Consider the following 21,293-nt stretch of genomic DNA (forward strand, 5'->3'; position numbering starts at 1 on the left):
GTCAGGTTAAAATCTAACGTCTAGGCCAATGGTATACACTTTCATCTGCGGATACCAGCCAGCATTCCCAACCGGAGCTTCGACATCAAATCCGGGATAAAACTTATCGAATGTGAACATGTTCTGTCCGCTGGCATAAACTCTGAGGCGTTGTATCTTATTTTTAAGTAGGCTTTGTGAAAAATTATAGCTCAATTGTACATTTTTCACCCGCAAGTAAGACGCATTCCTCAACCAGAAAGAGGAATTTTGAATGTTGTTGCTTTCGTTAAAGGCCAGACGTGGGAATTCGGCATCAGTATTATCGGGTCTCCAGCTATCACGCTGGTTTTCCTGAATAGTGCTACCTTCGAAAAATGGCATGATCCCATGACCAGACAAATATCCGTCGACTTTCCCTACACCCTGGAGAAAAATTGACAGATCGAAGCCTTTGTAACCCAGATCAATGTTGGAACTATAGGTATAGCGTGGAATGGATGTTCCGATTACTTGCTGATCAAAGTTATTGATGATTCCATCACCATTAAGATCCTTGTACCTGATATCGCCGGGAGCTACATTTCCAAACTGTTTTGCATGATTGTTCACTTCTTCCTGATTCTGGAAAAAGCCATCTGCCACATATCCGTAAAATGAACTGATCGGGTAGCCTTCATTGCTTACCTGCGTACCAGTACGCTGAATACCACGCATATCTACGACTTTGTTTTTCACATCCGATAAGTTCACATTAACACTATAATTGAATTCCCCAATTCTATCCTTATAACCCATGTTAAGATCCCATCCTTTGTTTTCTACAATACCGGCATTCTGGTAAGGAGCAGTCAGTCCAATCATGCTGGGTATATCTAATCGCAGTAATATGTCATTGGTACGCCGCTGATAGTATTCAGCTGTAAGGTTGAACTTGGACCATAATGTAAGATCCAAACCAATATTCGAAACTGTCGTAGACTCCCACCTGATATTGGAATTTGCCATTTCATTGAGAGATGCTCCTGTAGTGTTAAGGTTATCAAAAATATAATTACTGTTACCTATACCAACAAATGCGGCAAAGGGATATAAACCTATATTCTGGTTCCCCAATTTACCCCACGACGCACGTAATTTCAGGTCCGTAATTTTATCACTTATACCACTCATGAATGGCTCCTGAACAATACGCCATCCTGCAGAAAATGATGGAAATATGGCATATTTATTTCCTTTAGCAAATCTGGAAGAACCATCGTAACGTGCATTAGCTTCGAGTAGATACTTCTCTTTATAGTTGTAATTTACCCTTCCGAAGAACGATTGCAATGCCCAATGTTCCGCCGACCCACCGGTTCTTTCATTCAGCCTGTTACCGGAATTAATCTCTTGATAATCAGGCAATATAAACACCTCACGATATGCACTGATCCAATTATTGCGCTGATCTTCACGCTGAAAACCTCCCAGAATGGTGAGCTGATGTGCAGCATTGAACGTTTTATCAAATGTGACGAGGGCCCTCAGGTTGTTATACCACTCTTTACTGAATTGTTGTTCCAAAGAATTTCTTGCTGGAATCGCATAACTTGGAGAACCGTCCCAACGATAAGTCTGAACGGTATTATTAAATTTCTTGGTTTCTGGCAAATTAAACTTTGGTGCGTAGATCAGATTAGCCGTCAGCCAGGATGTTGGCTTGTAGGTCAGGTTAAGATTTATGATAGAACTTAATGCTGATTCACGATTCAGTCCACCATCTTTCGCACGAGCAAGAGGATGATCCCCATTCCATCCTTCTCCATATTGCCCTGTTGATAAAATGCCAGCCTGATTAGCCGGAATACGTCTCATCCAGTGAAAAATATAGCCGGTTCCCGATGAGGGTTCGGTCAGGTCTGTCCTGCGCAGAAATATATCCATGGATGTGCTGACCTTACTGCTCAGTTTTGCATCCGTATTTATACGCAGGTTGTATCTTTTGAAACCTGTATTGGGTATGATACCATCCTGATTGAGGTAACCAAATGAACCCAGCACTTTTACTTTGTCAGATCCTCCACTCATTCCTATGTAATGGCTCTGCATGAAGCCACTCTTTTTAAGAGTCAACTTCTGCCAGTCTGTATCTGGAAACTGATCACGGTCAGTGGGTCCTTTTGTAATGTAATCCTGAATTTGCTGGTTAGTGTAAAGTGGACTACGCCCGGTATTCGTATACGCTTCGTTAATCAGCGTCATGTGATCCAGTCCATTTACAACATCAGGCATATCTGTTGGCGTCTGCCAGCCAGCATACATATTGTAATTAACGCTTAAGCCTTTTTCGCTACCCCGCTTTGTGGTGATCAGAATTACCCCATTTGCAGCACGTGATCCGTATATGGCGGAGGACGATGCATCCTTTAATACAGATATACTTTCTATTTCATTAGGATCAATATTATTTATATTAGATTCGACGCCATCCACGATCACAAGTGGATCCGAATTGCCTGTAGTTCCTATACCGCGGATACGCATATTACCGCCATCTCTGCCTGGTTGACCGGAACGCTGTGTCACAGTTAGTCCAGGAACCATGCCCTGTAAAGCAGAAGAAGTTTGTCCTGTTGGCCTTTTGACAAGCTCATCTGCCGTTACAACAGATACCGATCCTGTGAGATTCACCTTTTTCTGCGTTCCATAACCCACTACAACCACTTCACTCAGCAGTTTATCTTCTGGCACCAGATTTACACTGAATGCTATTTCACTACCTAAAGCCAGCTCCTGAGTTTGGAACCCTACAAAGCTGAATACTAGTACTGCATCTGAGCTGGTACCCGAGGGGATTTCAAGTTGAAAGAAACCTTCTGCATCAGTCGTGCTTCCTATTTGTGTCCCTTTAAGTACCACACTTACACCTGGTAAGCTGACGCCTTTTTCGTCGAGCACCTTCCCGGAAATATTTTTCTTGGGACTAATCCCTTCACTTGCAGGAGGAGTATCCGGCATTGCACCAGACCTCCTCAAAATAATAATCTTCCCTGAAACTTCGTACTGCAGGTCAAGCGGCGTAAGTATCTGATCCAGTACTTCGTACAGAGGTTTATCCTGAGCCGATACATTTACTTTTCTTGCCGATTTAATCAATTTTGAACTGAACACGAATCTTATATCAACCTGTTTTTCCAGCTGATGTAAAACTTTTTTCACTTCGCTTCCATTGGCAGAAATGGATATCTTTTGGCTAAGTAAAGACTGCGCATGGCCCTCCCGTGCATAACCTGTTCCCAGAAACAGAAAGGCCAACATAAGTTGTGTAGCTGTTATTCGCATCGTCCAGAGTAGCACCTGTCGGTACTTTAAAGGTTTTTTCATAGATTTGAATGTTTTGTGATTATCGAAAAATTGGCAAAACAATCCCCGCCTCCCTTTTGGGGAGTATATGATAGCAGTCATGTAGGGATTTTCTTTGGAGTCGGTAATGCGGGAACATTGCCGACTCTCTTTTTTTGGGATTAGTTAAGGTTTTTGTTTCATATAATTTTTAAGGGTTTAGGATTAATTATTAAGGGTTAATTATTAGTTTTTAATGGTCAACTTTAACTCTTCCATTGAGCCAATCTAATTTTTAATTCTTCATTCATAACTCATCATTTCTAATTCTCCATTCAATTCCTGCATCCCCGGCTATGAATAATGATCTGTCCATCAAGGATTTCATATTCAGCCTCTACTGCTTTACAGATAATTGTTAGTTTTTCGTGTAAAGTCTGGTTGTCCAAAGCAGCGGTGAGAGGGCAGCCACTCAGCAATTCCTCATCATACAGAATATCAATGCCGTAAGCTTTACCAATGGATGCAAAAGCCTCGCTGGCTGGCGTATCTTCAAACTCAAAATGAGGTGTTTGTGATTTTGGCAATACAATTTCAGGTTTCTCGACAAGCGTCTTCACCATTCGGACAGCTAGTCTCTCGAAAATAATTTTCTGGTTAGGGTTCAGTATTACGCCTTCCAGTTCACGGTGCGCCATTTTCCTTTTCATCTCCGGATCAGACTTGGCGAATACGGATACACGTCCGGTTTTCACTTCTACTGTTACCTGTTTGGCAGATGGATACGCGCTGATCCGGAAACTTGTACCTAGCACTTTGGTTACCAGTTCATTCGCGTATACGATGAATGGGCGGTCGGGATTTTTGGATATATCAAAAAATGCCTCTCCTTCCAAAAAAACTTCCCTCTTATCTCCATTGAATACTTCCGAATACCGGATTGTACTTGCTTTCATTAAGGTAATCCGGCTGTTATCGGCAAGGGTTATCTCCATCGGTTTGTCCGACTGATTTCTCTTTTCAATCATCCGGGATTTTTCAACAGGAATATTGATTTCCTGAGCAGGTTTCTGAGCTAAATCACGGAATGGCGTTCTATACAGTTTCAGAGCGAAACCGAATCCAAATAAAAACACAGCAGCAGCGGCTGCCTGAAACCACCATTTTTGATAAAAATGCTTTTCATCATCCCATTCCACAAACTCTTCCATCGGTTCACTAACCCTTGAAACCGTTTTATCTACAATGGCTCTTATTTCGTCATCAGAAATTGCCTCTTCTTTCACAGCCAATCCTTTTACAATCTGGGTTGCTGTTGCAACAACAGACGCTTTATCAGGATTTTCGGAAATCCACTTTTTCCATTGACTGTCATTCTCTCGGTTTGGTGCATGTATCCATTGCCTGAAATAGTCATCCCAGACCAAATCTTCTACTCCGTAATTTTTGTATCGTTCCATACCTGATTATGCGTCTATAATACGATAGACCAAAACCAGATCGGGATACCAATAAATTTTAAACTATTTCTAAAAAAATTATAAAAAGGAAGCTATCCTATTGAAATATAGGACTCTTTTATAGGAAGAAATGAATAAGAAAAAAGGTAAGAAACTCTGATCTCCAGTGTTTTTGAAGATGCTTGATTGCGATTTGCAACAGGTTTGAAACCGTCTGAGGGGAGACTTCCATGATTTCTGAAATCTGGTTTCTTTCCAGTTCCTGATAAAATTTAAGATACACTACCTCCTTTTGCCGCCGGGGAAGTTCGTCGATTACTTTCTTCAGTTTTTGGGTAAGTTCCAGCGTAGATTCCTGCTCTATATAATCGTGTTCAACAGAGAACTCAATATCGAATATACCCTCCTGCATATCGAACTCATCCGTAGCCAAACGCGATCTTGTCTGCTGGCTGCGATGCATCAGTCTTCTGAGGGAGGCCATCATATATGGCTTTACCGCAATATCGATACTCAGATTTCCCCTTTTTTCCCATAATGCGAGAAAAAGATCCTGAATGCAATCCTTGACAAATTCTTTGTCTTTTGAAAATTTACTGCCGTAATGGAAAAGTGAACGAAAATGAGAAGACATCAGATAGTCGAATGCCTCAACTTCACCAGACAGGAAACGTTGCCACATTACTTTATCATCAGGAGCATTGGAGCGATGTACAGATAAATTCATGAAGCGGTCAATTGAGATGTCCAAAATAAATATAATGAACCTGCAAATCACAATACTTTTTATAGAATTATTTCAAATTGAGTAAAATTATAAGTGATCTTATGGGATAGAGCAGCCATTTTGTCATTTTAATTTATTATTGAACCATTTTCCCGACAAATTTTCCGGTTTTTAGATGTGGTACGTAGTTTTTGATAATTGAAGGAAAGATCATAAAACAATAAACCGCCATGAACTTTAACCAATATACTATTAAAGCGCAGGAGATAATCCAGCACGCGGCGCAGATGGCTCAGGGCAATCAGCAACAGGCTATCGAAACGGGTCATGTTCTCAAATCCATTTTAGAAGAAGATCCAAACACATCGCTATTTTTACTCAATCAGCTCAATATCAGTGCTGATATATTGAACTCCCGTTTATCTAAAATCGTAGACGGATACCCGCGCGTCAGCGGTGGGCAACCCTATCTTGGAAATGATATGGCCGCAGCAAGCACCAAAGCGCAGAATTATTTGAAAGAATTCGGAGATGAGTTTGTAAGTATTGAACTGCTTTTGTTAGGTATACTCGCTGGGAAAGATACAACTGCTTCCATGCTCAAAGAGCTTGGAATGAAAGAAAAAGATTTAATCAACGCTATTAAAGAATTAAGAGGAAAAAATAATCCCGTGAAAGATCAAAATGCTGAAGCTAAGTACCGTTCTCTGGAACGGTACAGCAAAAATTTAAACGAACTGGCTAAAGCCGGAAAAATAGATCCGGTAATCGGTCGAGATGAAGAAATACGGAGAGTGCTTCAGATACTAAGCAGGAGAACCAAAAACAATCCTATCCTACTTGGAGAACCGGGTGTTGGTAAAACAGCGATTGTGGAAGGACTGGCACAACGTATTGTACAAGGTGACGTGCCTGAAAACCTGAAGTCAAAAACCATTGTATCTCTGGACATGGGCTTACTGATTGCCGGGGCCAAATACAAAGGTGAGTTTGAAGAAAGACTTAAAGCTGTGATCAAAGAGGTGACAGATTCGGAAGGAGAAATTGTCCTTTTCATTGACGAGATCCATACGCTGATTGGTGCCGGTGGTGGTGGCGAGAGTGCAATGGATGCCGCCAATCTGCTCAAGCCTGCTTTAGCCCGCGGAGAACTCCATGCTATTGGCGCAACCACGCTGAAAGAATATCAGAAATACATGGAGAAGGACAAGGCGTTGGAACGACGTTTCCAGGCTGTGATGGTGGACGAACCAAATATTCCGGATGCTATTAGTATTCTTCGTGGTATTAAAGAAAAGTACGAACTACACCATGGTGTAAGAATTCAGGATGATGCCGTAATCGCGGCTGTAGAACTTTCGAACCGATATATCAGCGATCGTTTTTTACCGGATAAGGCTATTGACCTGATGGACGAAGCGGCATCAAAACTGCGTCTTGAAATGGACAGTGTGCCTGAAGAGCTTGATGAGCTTAACCGCAGGATCATGCAACTTGAGATCGAAAGAGAAGCAATTCGTCGTGAAAATAATAAAGACAAAGAGACGGTCCTGAACAAAGAAATTGCTGACCTGAGCGAAAGTCGTAATACCCTGAAAGCACAGTGGGAAAACGAAAAAGGCAAAGTGAATGAGGTACGTTCATTGAAAGAGCAATTAGAACAACTACGTCTTGAAGCTGAGCAAGCCGAGCGTTCAGGAGACTTTGGAAAAGTAGCTGAGATCAGATACGGTCGTATACCGGAAGTAAATACAAAGCTGAGCGAACTTCAGAATGCAGAAAATGCCGAAAGCCTGATGCAGGAAGAGATTACGCCGGAAGACATTGCCGAAGTAGTAGCGAAGTGGACAGGCATACCAGTGAGTAAGATGCTGCAAAGTGACAGAGAGAAACTTCTTCAGCTGGAAGAGCACCTGCATCAGCGTGTAGCGGGCCAAAATGAAGCTATCGAAGTTGTTTCGGATGCAGTCAGAAGAAGCCGCGCTGGTTTGCAGGACGCCAAACGGCCGATCGGAAGTTTCCTGTTTCTGGGACCAACGGGTGTAGGTAAAACCGAGCTCGCCAAAACACTGGCTGAGTATCTGTTCAATGACGAGAACGCCATGGTCAGAATTGATATGAGTGAATACCAGGAGCGCCATGCTGTAAGCCGTTTGGTGGGAGCACCTCCGGGATATGTGGGTTATGACGAAGGCGGGCAACTTACCGAAGCTGTACGTAGAAAACCATATAGTGTGATTCTATTGGATGAGATCGAAAAAGCGCATCCTGACGTTTGGAACATTCTCCTGCAAGTATTGGATGAGGGTCGCCTGACTGACAACAAGGGTAGGGTGGCAAACTTCAAGAACACGATTATCATCATGACTTCTAACATTGGTAGCCATATTATTCAGGAAAAATTTGCTGAAGATGAAGGCTGGAACCGTAGTCTGATCGTGGAAGAAGCAAAGCAAGCCGTGCTAGACCTCTTGAAAGCATCAGTACGACCAGAGTTTTTAAATCGTATTGACGAAATCGTATTGTTCGAGCCGCTTTCTATGAAAAACATCCGCAAGATCGTGGATATCCAATTTAAAGGAATTCAGAAAATGCTGACTGAACAAGGTATCACTCTGGATGCTACTGACGAGGCATTAACAAAACTGGGAGAGGATGGTTTTGATCCTGCCTTCGGTGCCAGGCCGCTGAAAAGAGTTTTGCAAAGACGCATTCTGAATGAGCTTTCAAAAGGAATCCTAAGCGGGCAGGTTGCGAAAGATGCTGTAATTATGATGGAATTGAATTCACAAGGGGATCTGATTTTTGAAAATGTCGGCAGTGTAGAAATATAATAAGTAATACATTTCGATCTATCAAACGGAGCAGCTTGGCGGTTGCTCCGTTTTTGTTAACTGTAAGGTACGTGATTAATTATTATAGCCGTACTCATCCACCCACCCGCTAATAAACATAATGCCACTACCCACTTTCCAACTCACACATATTGGAATAATTATATAAAGAAAATTTTGTTGAAATTTATAAATCAACATGGCGTATATCCCCCAGGTTGTTAATAAATGAAAGAGAGTGTATAAACTGTAGAAAGGTCATCATGACGCTTTTAATGCGAGTGGGGCACACAGTCAACAAAGGTTACAAAAATAGTATGTATATGATATTATATTCAACTGGCATGATTTTATATAATTATTCTTATAAATAATCTTCTCCATTGTTTTCATCCCAATTATTTATGGAACATACATCGCATTCTTTTAAAGTTGCCATACTGGTTGCAGATGGGTTTGAACAAGTTGAGTTGACTTGCCCCAGAAAAGTACTAAAACAGAATGGCGCTTGTGTTCATGTAATCTCTCCAAACAAAGATTCGGTGAGAGGCTGGAACCAGGTGGATTGGGGAAGCTACTACCGTGTAGATGTCCCACTCAATATGGCCCGGGCAGAATATTATGATGCTCTTTTACTCCCTGGAGGAATCATGAGTGTTGATGCTTTAAGAAAGGAACGGCTTGCCGTCAATTTTGTAAAAGCATTTTTTAACGCCGGTAAACAGGTGGCTGCTATGTGCCATGGACCTCAGATATTGATCGACGCAAATGTAATTATCGGTCGGAAGGTTACGTCTTATTCAACTATTCGAACTGACCTTGAGAACGCAGGGGCGATATGGCAGGATAAACCTGTTGTAGTACATCACGGATTGATTACAACCAGACAGGCAGACGATATACCTCTGTTTACCAGTCAGTTGTTAAAAGAATTCAACCTACTTCAGGTTCAACGGGAAGCGAGTTAATTTCATTGAAACAAATATATCTTATGCAAATCGGCATCTATAAACAAGTTATGTAAGGATCGTTTAGGAATAAATACTGACCCGATGATCAGACCGGCTTTTGAAGGGCATCTCAGAAATGAGGTGCTTTTTCTTTTGTCAACCAACCAAACTTCCAATCTTTGCATTTACAAATCAGGCACGGGTCCTGACATGATCGCTTTTAAAATTGCTGCATGAATCACGCCATTTCTCTTCAACAAGTTGCCGTTCGCAAATATGATACCGTTGTATTATCCGATGTTACCTGGAATATTAAATCAGGACAAAATTGGGCAATAATAGGGCCTAATGGATCCGGAAAGACAATTTTACTGGATATAATTGCCGGAAAATGGCCACTTTGGAAAGGAAAAATTCACTACGGATGGGATGAACCTCTGCGGGAGACAGTAGAATTGGTATCCAATGATTATTCATTTAACCGAATAGTAAATGCTGGAGCTGAGTATTATCAGCAGCGTTTTCACGCTTATGAAGCGGAACGTGCTCCGACGTTACGAGCGGTGCTTACGAACCAGCTCAAACCTGTTGGAACAGTAGATGATAAGTCGGTCACCCTTGCTCCTTCCAAAGTCACTGATGAAGAGTTGAATCGGATTACCGGACTTCTTTCTTTAACTCACCTGTTGGATCATCCGTTTGTGACTTTGTCGAATGGTGAAACCAGACGCATGCTACTGGCTAAGTCTCTGCTCAAAAATCCAAAGGTATTGTTGCTTGACAATGCATTCAGCGGTCTGGATGTGCATTCCAGAGATGTATTGCGCAATGCCTTAACCGAACTTTCGGAATCAGGTGTTATCATTATCATTGCTACCACAGCTACTGAAATTCCACCATGCGTAACACATGTTCTGAAATTAAAAGAAGGAACAATAGATAACATATTGGCAATAGACCAATTCAGCGATCAGTCAGAAAATAAAAAGTCTAAGAATCAACCGGATCCTGTTAAACTTAAAAACCTGGGTCGACCTTCATTTACAAATTTCGAGTATGCATTGGATATGCGTAATATTCGTGTCAAATATGGGGCAGAGGTTATTCTAAATCGAGTAAACTGGAAAATTGAAAAAGGTGAAAAGTGGGCATTATCAGGACCCAATGGCTCCGGAAAATCTACTTTGCTGAGTATCCTTACTGCCGATAACCCACAACGATTTGCCAATGATTATGATCTATTTGATCAAAAAAGAGGCGGGATTGGTGCATCTATATGGGACATCAAGCAAAAGATCGGGCATGTATCTCCGGAACTACATTTATACTTCCCGAGAAATACCAGCGTTTTTAAGACAATTGCTTCCGGCTTTTTTGACGCAACAGGTGTATTTTTCAAAAAGCTAACCGATAATCAGGTAGAGAGGACTAATGAAGTAGCTGAATTACTCCATGTTCATGATCTTCTGGAAAAAGACTTTTCTCAGCTATCCAAAGGACAACAACGCATGGTGCTGCTGGCTAGAGCATTGGTCAAAAATCCGCCTCTGCTCATTCTGGATGAACCTTGCCAGGGACTTGATACCGAGGCGATAGAATATTTCAAATCGGTTGTCAATGCAATTTGTGATACCGATCAGCGAACGCTTATCTATGTATCACATTATCCGAACGAAATACCTTCATGTGTAACAAAATATCTGAAGTTGGAACAGGGAAATGTAGTTGCTGATTAATTCTGTCCGAAGATAACAAGTCTAATCTCAGAGTAGGAAATTCCGGTATAAAAATACACGATCCAAAAGCGCCGTGGCACTTGTTGTTGCGTACCTACGGCAATTGAATAAACATAGACATTTCGAATGTTCTACCGAAATTGCATTCTTAACAGGATTCTATCGATAAATTTGATTTAAAAAGTACCCGTTCCGCGATCCCGTAGGGATGAAATATGGGTAGCTCAATAAGGATAAACAATACAGGTAGTACCGTAAGTACGTAACGTTAATGAAATTTGTCAATCCGCGCTTCAGCATTTCTATCGAATTATATTTATGACGGGATCGTATCCATAAACCAGATTAAAAAATACAGATTCCGTAATCACATAGGGATGAAATGTTGGTAGATAACTAAAACGCCATCCTGGCCTCCGGGCTCACCGTCTGGTCGCAAAAATCACCTTCCAGATATTTATAATGAGCTGCCATGGCAATCATCGCCGCATTGTCTGTGCAATATTCAAACTTAGGAACATATACATTCCATCTCAAACTTTCACCCAATTCTGCCAGAGAAGCACGCAGCCCCGAATTGGCTGAAACCCCACCAGCAATCGCGATCTCTTTAATACCAGTTTCTCTCGCAGCTCTTTTCAGCTTTTTCAAAAGAATATTAATCAGAGTAAATTGAATACTGGCGCAGATGTCATTCAGATTTTCAGAAACAAAGTTCGCATTCTCACGTACCTGTTTTTGCAGAAAATACATGAATGATGTTTTAATACCACTGAATGAAAAATCCAGTCCGGGCATTTCGGGAAGCGGAAATGCATAAGCCAAAGGATTTCCCTCTTTGGCATATCTATCAATCAGAGGACCTCCCGGATAAGGAAGATTCATCAATTTTGCCGTTTTATCAAATGCCTCCCCTACTGCGTCATCTTTCGTTTCTCCGATGATTTCCATTTCAAGTGGCCCGGAAACCCTTACGATCTGAGTATGCCCACCACTTACAGTCAAACATAAAAAAGGAAACGACGGTTTGGGGTCCTCTATAAAATGTGCCAGCACGTGTGCCTGCATATGATTTATCTCAATCAAAGGTATGTCAAGCCCCATAGCCATAGATTTGGCAAATGAAGTCCCTACCAATAATGCACCTAACAAGCCCGGCCCTTTGGTAAAAGCAATGGCATCAAGGTCTTTTTTTGTTACTTTTGCATCGTTCAAAGCCTTATCAACCACCGGCAATATGTGTTGCTGATGAGCACGGGAAGCGAGTTCCGGAACCACACCACCATATTGGGTATGGATAAGCTGGGTTGCAACAACATTGGAAAGAATTTTTCCGTTACTAATTACGGCTGATGAAGTCTCGTCACATGACGATTCGATTGCAAGAATATTCATAATGTTTTCAAAATATTTTGCAAAAATAGTCAATTACAGCCGATTAATTCCATAAATGCAGTGGTAGGGATGGTAACCCGGCTATGTGTGGTTGCGTTTTGAACATCAATTAACCTGAGAATTCAGACCGGCAATGTCCGGTAGCGATATATGTTAAAATTCCTGAGAGTAGTTATCAATGTATTTGTCGTAATCCTGATCTTCGCGTTTCTGGCGCTTGGGATTGCTACGATTGCTTTGCAGCTACCTTCGGTTCAAACATTTGCTGTAAAAAGAGTTACGGATAGAATTTCAGGTGCTTTGGGTTACCCAATTTCTATTGAGCGTGTCAATATCAAATGGTTTGATGTGGTCTCTCTTGAAGGTATTTCGGTAAAAGATACCAGTCAGCAGAATATGATTGACGTGGGTCGGATTGACGTCAATCTGAATGTGGGTAACATCATTGAAAATGCATCACGGGAAATTCATCTCGACGAAGTAAATGTATACCAACCCGATGTGCACCTACGTGTTCTTCCGGAATCAGGTTATCTGAATATTGACGGATTTATAGAACGCATCAATGAGCTAACTGCTCCTAAAGTGCGTAGGCCCCCCGACGCTCCCGAGGACAACATTCCTTTTACCATTGGCAAATCCCGTATTACAGACGGAACTTTTCGGTACGATGACCCTAGACAGGCCGCAAGAAAAGGTGCACGTATTTTTGATTACTCCCATTTCGAACTAAACCATCTGCATGGTGATTTGAAAGACTTCCTTGTACAGGGGGATACCATATCTTTTTCAGGTAAAAATCTGAAGATGTTAGACAAACAGACGGGCCTTCATGTCAAAGATCTGGATACACGTTTCTTGTTTTGCCAGAAGAAAATGGAGTTGAATGAGCTGGATGCACACATCGGCGATTCCCATCTGAAAGATCAGATTTCATTTCATTATAACCGTTCCGGCGAGCTTGGAGATTTTAATCATAAGGTATATCTGAAAGGGCATTTGGTCGGTAGCACGATCAGTTCAAAGGACCTGGGGTTATTCTCTGAGTATGTAGATGCATTGAATGAAACATGGCGTATCTCCGGAAACTTCAATGGGAAAGTCGACGATTTCATGCTTTCCGATACCGATCTTCATTTCGGCAAAAGCAGCCGGTTACTTGGTGATATAGGTTTCAAAGGACTACCTACAATCGAGGGCTGCATCATGGATATCCGTCTTTCACTGTCCAAAGTAATGCCTGAAGATATTGTGCAGTACTATCCGGAATGGGATAAGCATGAAGATCTGGAGAAATTTGGACTGACTTTGCTGGACGGAACTTTCAAAGGCACACTGGAAGACTTTGCCATAAACGCGGACGTCTCTTCGGCATTGGGTAAGCTTTCTGGTGATCTTGTTTTTCATATTGCAGATTCTAAAACCACAACTTATTCAGGTGATGTAACTGCCGATAATTTTGAACTGGGCATGCTGCTCAATGACGAAGATAACTGGCAGAAGCTGGACTTCGAGGGTAAGATTTTTGGAAAGGGTCTTGAGCTCCAATTTGCATCTGGTAATATGGATGCGGTGGTAAGCCGCGTGGGTTTTAGAAATTACGATTATCGCAATATTAAGCTTAAAGGGAATATTCAAAATCAGTATTTCAACGGACATGTCAGCACACGGGATTCCAATTTGGTCGTGAATCTCGATGGTGAATTCGATTTATCCAGACCCAAAAACTTCTTTGATGTTCAGGGGGTAATAGAGAAAGCTGATTTACAGGCACTAGGATTTATACGTGACTCAATCACTGTGCGTACCGAACTGGATGTAAAGCTGGCGGGAAATACGATTGATGAATTATTAGGCGATGCCAAACTGCTTAATTCCTATCTCGTCACAACTAAGAATGAACGAAATCTGGTCATTGATACGCTCGTTCTGTCTTCCTCACAACAAGGCGACGAACGCACCCTACTCTTGGAGAGTGAATTTTTGACGGCACGCTTGCAAGGAGATTTCATACCCACCGTAGCTTGGAAGGATCTGAGCAAAGTACTGGAAGAATACAAACTGTATTTCCTTGACAATGAAGCAAACAGGCGCCTTTACTATGCGCAAAAGCCCGTTCAGCAAATAAGAAACAAGTACCAGATCGACTATGATGTTGAAACCAGAAATCTTTCGCGTTTCCTTGCTTTCCTTAATCCTGATATTTATGTATCGAGGGGTGCTAAAGCGGAAGGTTTCTTCAAAATGGACAATACTTCGTTTTTGACCCTAACTGCTTCAGCAGATACACTCAAATATGGAAGTAACCAATTCGTCACATCTGTCGTAGATGTTACCACTTCCAAATTTGTGAACAGCCCCGAGGTACTTGCATCGGCACTTGTTACATCAGCTAATCAGAAAATGAGTGCTCTGGTACCCACTGAAAAACTGGAAATAGAAGGAACCTGGGATGAAGACCACATCGACTTCAACGGTGATATCAGACAAATCACCAGTACCAACAGAGCAAGTTTGGGAGGAGAAATCCGGTTTGTACCTGCCGGTCTGGATATTAGTTTTAAGAAATCACGGCTCACCTTACTGGATGAAGAATGGAAAGTCCCCTCCGAAAGCCTTATTTCGATTGTAGGATCTGACATACAATTCTCTAATGTTGGGCTGGTAAGTGGAAAACAGCGGCTTTCCGCCAACGGAACCGTATCTTCAGATGCATCAAAAAGTTTGACGTTAGATATCAAAAATTTCAGGCTGGGAACACTCAATACCGTACTTAACACCAAAATAGCAGGTATTATGGATGGATCTGCCCGTATCAAGGATGCATATAACAATATCGCTCTTGATGCCAGTTTTAATATTGAAAGTCTTGGTTATGCACAGTACGAATTCGGAAATTTTTCCGGAGTTGGAGATTGGGATACGGAAAGAAGTCAACTGGAGGTCGATGCGGAATTAACCAAGAATGCCAGAAAAGTATTTTCATTGATCGGCTCTTACCGGCCAAAACGTGCTGTTAATACACTTGACTTAAAGGCCGTTTGTAACAATGTGGATTTCAAGGCCATTGAGCCGTTTGCTGAAGGACTTATTTCTGATGTAAGTGGAAAGGCCCAGGGCACACTGAATATACGAGGTACTGTAGCAGCCCCAATACTGGAAGGCTCTCTTGCCGTGGAAAAAGGAAAGATGAAATTCGATTACTTGCAGTCGGTATTTACTTTTAACGATAAAATCAATTTTAGTGAGAATGAAATCAGTGGCAACAACATTGTCCTGACTGACCAGGATGGAAATACAGCTACCTTACGCGGAGGTGTATTCCATGAGGGCTTTAAATATTTCACCTTGGGTTTCAATGCTGATTTACGCAATTTTAAAATCCTGAATACTGCGGCAAAGGATAACGATATTGTTTATGGAACAGCCTATGTGACCGGCCCGGTGGCGGTATACGGTCGCATTGATAACATGAGTATTGAAGCCAATGTAACCAGCAATAAAGGGACCAAAATTTTCATCCCATTAGATGGCGCTACAGAGGTAGCAACACAGGATTATATTCAGTTTGTAAGTCAGCAACTGAAAAAGGACAGCACTTCTGAGTCTGTAGAATTGGCTCGAAAAGAAGTATCCGGGGGTATCAAAATGGACTTTAACTTTAATCTTACACCGGACGCATCTTGCGAAATTATCTTCGACAGGCAGACAGGAGATATCATCAGGGCAAACGGAAATGGCAGGCTTAACCTGAATATCGATACCCAGGGAGATTTCACCATGACAGGTACTTATGAAATTGATAAAGGGGATTATAATTTCACCTTACAAAATGTCATCAACAAGAAATTCAACATTAAACCTGGCAGTCGTATCGTTTGGTCGGGAGATCCTTATGGGGCGATGCTTGATGTAAAAGCCGGTTATACGCAGTTGGTTTCATTGTTGGGCGTATTACCCAACACAACAGGCGACAGCAAACAGTTTGAGAATCTGAACCGAAGATATCCTGTAGAAGTTACGATCGGGTTGTCTGACCGGCTTATGTCTCCTCAGATCCGTTATGACTTGAAAGTCCTTGAAAACCCTTCCCTGAATAACGTGAGAGGGCAACTTGAGGCGTTTGAAAATAAACTTCGTTCCGACGAACAAGAGTTAAGCAGGCAGGTAAGTAGTTTACTGGTGATCAACCAATTGCAACCTGAAAGCAGTGCTGCTGCTGCAAATACCAGTATTATCGGAAACAGTATCAGCGAATTGGTTTCTAATCAAATCAGCCGATGGGCTTCCGGAATCAATGAAAACCTGGAAGTAGGTGTATCCGGACTTTCACTTGATCAGAACGCACTTAACAACCTGCAATTACGCTTTTCATATCGTTTTCTTAATGACCGTTTTCGTGTAACACGCGACGGACGCATCAGCTCTGGCACTAATGGTACCGCGGTACAATACGATGCTGCGAGCCTTTTGGGAGAATGGACGCTTGAATACTGGCTGAATCCAAAAGGTTCCGTACGTGTGAAGGCATATAACCGCAATATTCAAAATCCATTTTCGCTCAACAACGTCGTAACCACAGGTGGTTTCAGTATGCAGTTCACGCACAGCTTCAACCGGTTTGTTCCTATGGCAAAACCGGAACTAAAAATACCTTACACGCCGATGGACTCCATAGTAAGAGATTCTCTGGACAAGAAATTTTTATCAAAAAAAGAGGCTCATTAATCCTTGGCAACCGCCGCCAACTCCTCCTTCACAGCATGGATTCGTGCGTTAAATTCGAGGTTTGCGAAATCGATATCCGGCACACACGTTGCCTTCAGATAGTCCATGACTTCCTGCGGATGCGGAGTTCTTTTTCCGTTCACAATACTGACATGTTTGGAAGTTGTCCACAGCATCGTTTTCAGTTCCGTCCTATGATCGTTGGTCATGAAGTATTCTGTCACCATTGTGTCTTCATTATAGTGAATCACACGTGATGTAATCCGTACCCACTCACTGATCAGGGCCGGACGCACGTAAGCGATTTGATGCTGATACACAACCCAGCTCGTACGCAACTCACGGAACATCGCTTCAAAACTGAAACCATACAGTTTTGAAACCTGATCTTCACGCGCATTAAAGAAGTATTCAAAATATTTGGAGTTGTTCAGATGCATCAGCGGATCACAGTCCTGAAACCTGACAATCACCCTTGATTCTGCCTCAACAGGCATATCATTTAAATCTGCAGTAAACAGCATTTGATAAAATATTAAAGTAATCTTAAAAGGCGTATCAGAAAACTTATTCCCCTCTATACCTGACAGCCAATCCGTTCAGTATATAACCTTCTTTTTTAGCAGAAGTATAATATTTGTATTTAACATTAATAATCGCATCTGCGCCGATTTTCTGAGCTTTCAGCACCAGTTTTGCTTTGAGCAACTCCTTCGTTTTCGCATCATTTCCTCTGTGCATCATTCGATTGTCTCGTGTTTGCCGAGCAGTAAGCGTGTCCTCGTCTGTAATTTCTATAAATCCTATCTCAGAATAAGGTCTTTCTAACATTTCACCTTCATACAGGACTTCAATAGGGTACTTTTGAGAACTTGAAATTGGTATGGCACATCCTGCCAGAATGCCTATTAATAACACAAGAATAGCACTGGTCGTTTTTGTATTTCTAATCATGATCAATTTAAATATACTCACAGAGTATCGCATCCCTGTCCGTTTTTACAACAAAGATAATACCGTTCTGATCCACAATACCATGAAATTAACTGCTACTGTTGCATGCTTCCTTAAATAACCATAAACCGCTGGCTATTTTCTGTTTAAATAACTTTCTTTACCGTTTATCATGAACTGATTGCTTTGTGGTCAGGCCTGCTTTATTTTCATACCCTGTTTCCAATAATCTAAACAAAACCTCTTTGGAATGACGATCATCTCTAAAAGTGTAAAATCCAGCTCCGTCAAAGCGGTGGCAGGTTTCTTCATCACAGCGATTCTGGCGGGCTCTCTTTCTGCTCAGGATTTACCGAAAGGTGTAAAAAAAATAACTTCTGTTGAGGGAATCACAGAATACAATTTCGAAAACGGGCTCAAAGTATTAATGTTCCCGGATCCCTCCAAGCCTACTATTACTGTAAATATCACCTATCTGGTAGGTTCACGTCACGAAGGTTATGGTGAGACCGGCATGGCTCACTTGCTGGAGCATATGGTGTTTAAGGGTACACCGAAGCATCCGAACATTCCACAGGAGCTTACTGCTCACGGCGCAAGACCTAACGGAACGACCTGGTATGACCGTACTAACTATTACGAAACATTTGCAGCAAACGATGAAAACCTGAAATGGGCGCTTGATCTGGAATCAGACAGGATGATCAATTCTTTTATTGCGAAGAAAGATCTCGAGAGTGAGTTCAGCGTTGTTCGCAATGAATTTGAATCAGGTGAAAATAATCCATTCAGAGTACTGATGGAACGTGTACTTTCAGGAGCTTTCCTGTGGCACAACTATGGAAAATCAACAATTGGAAACAGATCTGATATTGAAAAAGTACCGATCGAAAACCTGCAGGCATTTTATAAAAAGTACTACCAGCCAGACAACGCCGTACTGACCGTTGCCGGTAAAATAGACGAAGCGAAAACGATTGCGCTTGTCAATGAGTATTTTGGTAAAATTGCCAAGCCAGAGCGTGTACTTCCTAAATCCTATACCATAGAGCCAACTCAGGATGGAGAACGGTTTGTTGATCTGAAAAGAACAGGCGATACGCAGATGCTCATGGCAGCTTACCACATCATGCCTGGCTCACATGCCGATTACCCGGCAATGGAAGTGCTGACCGAAGTACTGACTTCTGAACCTAACGGAAAGCTATACAAGAACTTGGTTGATACAAAAAAAGCTTCTTCCCAATTTGGTTTTAGCTTCCAGTTATTTGATCCCGGAGTGGTACTATTCGGTGCTGAGGTATTGAAGGAAAAATCACTTGATGAAGCCCGACAAGCATTCGTTGCTACACTGGATTCGGCTGCAATTAAAAAACCTTCTGCTGAAGATGTGGAACGTGCAAAAACTACAATCCTGAAAAATTGGGATGTAGAGTTCCGTAACTCGGAAAGTGTAGGGTTAAGTATCAGTGAATCCATCGCAACTGGCGACTGGAGACTGGCTTTCCTTTTTAGGGATAATATCCGCAAAGTAACAACGGAAGATGTATTCCGGGTAGGACATCATTATTTTAAACCTTCCAACAGAACGCTGGGTACATTCGTGCCGGAAGCTAACCCGGTAAGAGCTGAAATTCCGGAAGCTCCAAAAGTGGAAGATCTGGTCAAAAATTACAAGGGAGAGGCTGTGATAGCAGAAGGAGAAGCTTTCGATGCATCACCAGCCAATATTGAAAAAAGGACAGTTCGTACAGAAAAACCTAATACCATTGAAACTGCACTTCTTACGAAGAAAACACGCGGCAATGTAGTTTCAGCGAAGATCACACTTCGTTATGGTGATGAAAAAAGTCTTTCTAACAAAGCTACTATTTCTGACCTGACAGGCTCCATGCTGGACAAAGGAACAAAGACAAAAACCCGTCAGCAGTTGAAAGATGAATTTGACAGACTCAAAGCAAAAGTGACTTTCTTTGGTGCAGGAAATCAGGCAGGAGCGAATATTGAAACCATCAGGGAAAATATGCCGGCGGTTCTTAAACTCGTTGCCGAAGTATTAAAAACTCCTGCTTTCGATGAAAACGAATTTGACAAACTGAAGCAGGAAGAACTCGCTGGTATAGAGTCACAGCGCAGCGAACCTCAGGCCATTGCCTTCAATCAGTATCGCCGTATTGTATCGCCCTATCCTAAGAGCGATGTGCGCTATGTGGGAACATTTGATGAGGACATTGCCAGCATCAAAGCCACGACGATTGATCAGCTTAAGCAATTTCATAAAGATTTCTACGGAGCGAATAATGCATCCGCAACAGTAGTTGGCGATTTCGATCAGGCTGAAGTACAAAAAGTGCTGACATCTGAGTTTGCTAACTGGAAGAGTGCAAAAGCATTTACACGTATTGCTTCGCCATATCAGACTGTGAAGGCTGAGAACAAAGCCATTGAAACTCCGGACAAAGCCAATGCAATGTTCGTAGCTGGTATGGGTATGCCGCTACAAGATAGCGATCCTGATTATCCTGCACTTGTTCTTGGCAACTATATGCTTGGGGGAGGATTTCTGAATTCCCGCCTAGCTACGCGTATCCGTCAAAAAGAAGGCTTAAGCTACGGAGTAGGTTCTCAGTTCTCTGCCAGCTCACTGGATAAGAACGGAACCTTTATGTCGTATGCGATTTATGCGCCTCAGAATGCAGAAAAACTGGAAGCAGCTTTCAAAGATGAAATTGAAAAGGTGATGAAAGATGGCTTTACTGCTGAGGAAATTGCTTCTGCGAAATCAGGTTATCTGCAATCCAGAGAGGTAGGACGTGCTCAGGATGCCGCGTTGACCAATACACTGACCAACAACTTATACCTGAACAGGACCATGCAGTGGGATGCTGATTTCGAGAAAAATCTTCAAGCACTGACACCTGAGAAAATCAAGGCTGCAATGCAAAAGCATATCGATTATTCGAAGCTTGTAATCATTAAAGCCGGAGATTTTGCCAAAGGAAAAACCGGAGCACCAGCCGAGAAAGCACCTGCTGCCGTAGGAGGATCGGAGAAAAAATAAACGATTTGTTACATACCAGCAAACCGGGTTGCTATTCAGCAATCCGGTTTGTCGTGTTTATGGGTAGTATGAATTGTTCTTATGGGCGTAATAGTATGAGACGTTCATTAAATTAAAATTAAATAAAATATTGATAGGCATTCAA

Annotated in this window: 11 protein-coding genes; 5 read left to right on the forward strand and 6 right to left on the reverse strand. The window is 42.0% G+C overall.

Annotated elements, in window-relative coordinates; genetic code table 11:
• Window positions 1-6: 6 nt before the first annotated feature.
• From AC1XUE_RS18440 to AC1XUE_RS18450, 3 genes are all read right to left on the reverse strand, one after another.
• Window positions 7-3,345: a TonB-dependent receptor gene (locus tag AC1XUE_RS18440; RefSeq protein ID WP_483357458.1), complete on the reverse strand. Its 3,339-nt coding sequence runs from the start codon at window positions 3,343-3,345 to the stop codon at window positions 7-9.
• Window positions 3,346-3,638: 293 nt separating this feature from the next.
• A complete protein-coding gene (locus AC1XUE_RS18445) occupies window positions 3,639-4,763 on the reverse strand; it encodes a FecR family protein (RefSeq protein WP_483357459.1) in 1,125 nt (374 codons plus the stop codon).
• Window positions 4,764-4,881: 118 nt separating this feature from the next.
• Window positions 4,882-5,490: an RNA polymerase sigma factor gene (locus tag AC1XUE_RS18450; RefSeq protein ID WP_483357460.1), complete on the reverse strand. Its 609-nt coding sequence runs from the start codon at window positions 5,488-5,490 to the stop codon at window positions 4,882-4,884.
• Between the two features lie 230 nt (window positions 5,491-5,720).
• Here AC1XUE_RS18450 and clpB point away from each other — a divergent pair, with 230 nt between their 5' ends.
• From clpB to AC1XUE_RS18465, 3 genes are all read left to right on the forward strand, one after another.
• Entirely contained in the window at window positions 5,721-8,324 is a 2,604-nt protein-coding gene (clpB, locus tag AC1XUE_RS18455) for an ATP-dependent chaperone ClpB (RefSeq protein WP_483357461.1), read from the forward strand.
• 404 nt (window positions 8,325-8,728) lie between these two features.
• The gene (locus AC1XUE_RS18460; protein WP_483357462.1) at window positions 8,729-9,292 is read left to right on the forward strand and encodes a type 1 glutamine amidotransferase domain-containing protein; all 564 of its coding nucleotides are present in this window, start codon (window positions 8,729-8,731) and stop codon (window positions 9,290-9,292) included.
• Window positions 9,293-9,507: 215 nt separating this feature from the next.
• The gene (locus AC1XUE_RS18465) at window positions 9,508-11,010 is read left to right on the forward strand and encodes an ATP-binding cassette domain-containing protein (RefSeq protein ID WP_483357463.1); all 1,503 of its coding nucleotides are present in this window, start codon (window positions 9,508-9,510) and stop codon (window positions 11,008-11,010) included.
• 396 nt (window positions 11,011-11,406) lie between these two features.
• On the opposite strand, the gene tsaD is transcribed toward AC1XUE_RS18465, so the two are convergent.
• On the reverse strand, window positions 11,407-12,405 hold the full coding sequence (gene tsaD / locus AC1XUE_RS18470; RefSeq protein ID WP_483357464.1) for a tRNA (adenosine(37)-N6)-threonylcarbamoyltransferase complex transferase subunit TsaD: 999 nt from the start codon (window positions 12,403-12,405) through the stop codon (window positions 11,407-11,409).
• Window positions 12,406-12,555: 150 nt separating this feature from the next.
• On the opposite strand from tsaD, the gene AC1XUE_RS18475 reads away from it, so the two are divergent.
• The gene (locus tag AC1XUE_RS18475) at window positions 12,556-17,133 is read left to right on the forward strand and encodes a translocation/assembly module TamB domain-containing protein (RefSeq protein WP_483357465.1); all 4,578 of its coding nucleotides are present in this window, start codon (window positions 12,556-12,558) and stop codon (window positions 17,131-17,133) included.
• On the opposite strand, the gene AC1XUE_RS18480 is transcribed toward AC1XUE_RS18475, so the two are convergent.
• Complete coding sequence (locus AC1XUE_RS18480) at window positions 17,130-17,657, reverse strand: acyl-CoA thioesterase (RefSeq protein ID WP_483357466.1); 528 nt, start codon at window positions 17,655-17,657, stop codon at window positions 17,130-17,132. The two genes, AC1XUE_RS18475 and AC1XUE_RS18480, sit on opposite strands and share 4 nt — an antisense overlap.
• Window positions 17,658-17,700: 43 nt before the next feature.
• Window positions 17,701-18,087 (reverse strand): hypothetical protein, encoded by a 387-nt coding sequence (locus AC1XUE_RS18485; RefSeq protein WP_483357467.1) that lies wholly within the window; start codon window positions 18,085-18,087, stop codon window positions 17,701-17,703.
• A gap of 250 nt (window positions 18,088-18,337) precedes the next feature.
• On the opposite strand from AC1XUE_RS18485, the gene AC1XUE_RS18490 reads away from it, so the two are divergent.
• Window positions 18,338-21,148, forward strand: coding sequence for a M16 family metallopeptidase (locus AC1XUE_RS18490; protein WP_483357468.1), 2,811 nt, complete (start codon window positions 18,338-18,340; stop codon window positions 21,146-21,148).
• The last annotated feature ends 145 nt before the right edge of the window (window positions 21,149-21,293 follow it).

This window comes from Dyadobacter sp. HNCC25DJ187 (assembly GCF_056895255.1).